Origin of the sequence: Lactobacillus sp. UMNPBX4 (assembly GCF_002554115.1) — a bacterium.
In the GTDB taxonomy this organism is placed as follows: Bacteria; Bacillota; Bacilli; order Lactobacillales; family Lactobacillaceae; genus Lactobacillus; species Lactobacillus gallinarum.
This window is the reverse complement of record NZ_PCZF01000120.1, coordinates 1-1186: the sequence shown is the minus strand read 5'-3', so window position 1 is coordinate 1186 and position 1186 is coordinate 1. Positions and strand designations below refer to the sequence as shown.

Sequence of the window (1186 nt, the reverse complement as noted above, 5' to 3'; positions counted from 1 at the left end):
GCCGATTGTAAAATTAAATTGAACACTTGATAGAAAATAAAAAGTCCATTTGGACCTGTTTGATAGAATGTTAATAACCACAAAAACATCTATGGAGGTCAAAATGGACTCACTACATTCTATCATGGACAAGCGTAAAAAAGGAACACATCTATCGCTTGAAGAGCGGGTTATTATTCAAACTCGTTTGAAAGATCATTGTTCTTTGCGTTCCATCGCTCGAGAAATTGGCTGTTCCCCTAGTACAATTCACTATGAGATCAAACGAGGGGCTGTTAAGCTGTATCACGGTAAAGTTAAACGTTATAAAGCCCAACAAGGTCAGAGTGTTTATCAAAACAATCGTCGATACTGTGGACGCAAATCGGATTTTCTTAAGAAGCATAAGTTTATTGATTACGTCCAACAGCACTTTTTTGAAGATGGCTGGTCGCTCGACGCCTGCAGTAATCGCTGCACTGCTGTAGGGGAATTTACCAGCAACGATATTGTCTGCACCAGGACGCTTTATAATTATGTCGATCAAGGCTTGTTAAACATCCATAACTATGATTTGCCAGAGAAACTCAAGCGCAATACCAAAATTCATCGCATTCGTAAAAATAAGAAGAAGCTAGGCCGCAGTATTGAACAACGACCACAGGAAGTTAATAAGCGTGATGTGTTTGGGCATTGGGAATGTGATCTTGTTTTAGGCCATAAGACCAAGGACGACGAAGTGCTGCTAACTTTGTCTGAACGCATGAGCCGTGAGTTCCTAATTATTAAAATCCCAGATAAAACAGCTGCTAGTGTAATGAATGCCTTTAAAAGTCTGCGCAAGCAATACAGCGAGCATTGGAACGATATCTTTAAAACTATTACGACTGATAATGGTTCTGAATTTGCGGATCTATCTCAGCTGGAAGATATTTCCAAATCACTAGTTTATTATGCTCATCCATATACTTCTTGTGATAAAGGCACTGTAGAGAGGCATAATGGCCTTATTCGCAGATTCATTCCTAAAGGTGACTATATTCATAACTACTCTCTCCAACAAATCATTAACATTGAAACTTGGTGCAATTCATTGCCAAGAAAGATCTTGGCTTATCATACACCAGATGAAATCTTTGAAAGAGAATTAGATCGCATCTATCAAACAGCCTAAACAAAAGTGTTCAAGTTATTATTGCAATTTACG

General features: G+C 38.4%; 1 protein-coding gene. It reads left to right on the top strand.

Going from position 1 to position 1186, the window contains the following annotated elements; translation table 11 throughout:
• The first annotated feature begins 103 nt into the window (after positions 1-103).
• A complete protein-coding gene (locus tag CP355_RS09970) occupies positions 104-1153 on the top strand; it encodes an IS30 family transposase (protein ID WP_005729593.1) in 1050 nt (349 codons plus the stop codon).
• Positions 1154-1186: the final 33 nt, after the last annotated feature.

Coding starts and splice junctions, on each gene's coding strand:
- CP355_RS09970 (WP_005729593.1), top strand. CDS start 104: ATGGACTCACTACATTCTATCATGGACAAGCGTAAAAAAGGAACACAT.